At 58.8% G+C, this 204-nt stretch carries 1 pseudogene; it reads right to left on the bottom strand.

The features are described 5' to 3' along the window. Positions 1-145 (bottom strand): annotated as a pseudogene (locus tag FDX22_RS19700) (two-component system response regulator GlrR); the annotation flags it as partial. Positions 146-204 lie beyond the last annotated feature (59 nt).

Raw genomic sequence — 204 nt, 5'->3', positions numbered from 1 at the left:
TTTCACGGTTCAGTACCCGCAACCCTTCCTGCCCACTTTCCGCGGTCACGACGCTGTAGCCTTCGCTGGTCAGTCGCATACCGAGCAATTTCAACAGCCCCGGATCGTCATCGACGAGCAGCAGATGCGCGGGCTTGCGGCTTATCATGGCATGGCCTCCCCATCATCGGGCGTCGTGAGTTTATCAGTACCGTGCAACGCATC

It is taken from the genome of Citrobacter sp. TBCS-14 (assembly GCF_005280805.1).
In the GTDB taxonomy this organism is placed as follows: domain Bacteria; phylum Pseudomonadota; class Gammaproteobacteria; order Enterobacterales; family Enterobacteriaceae; genus Citrobacter; species Citrobacter gillenii.
The sequence above is the reverse complement of the archived record's forward strand: the minus strand, read 5'-3'. Positions and strand labels throughout refer to the sequence as shown.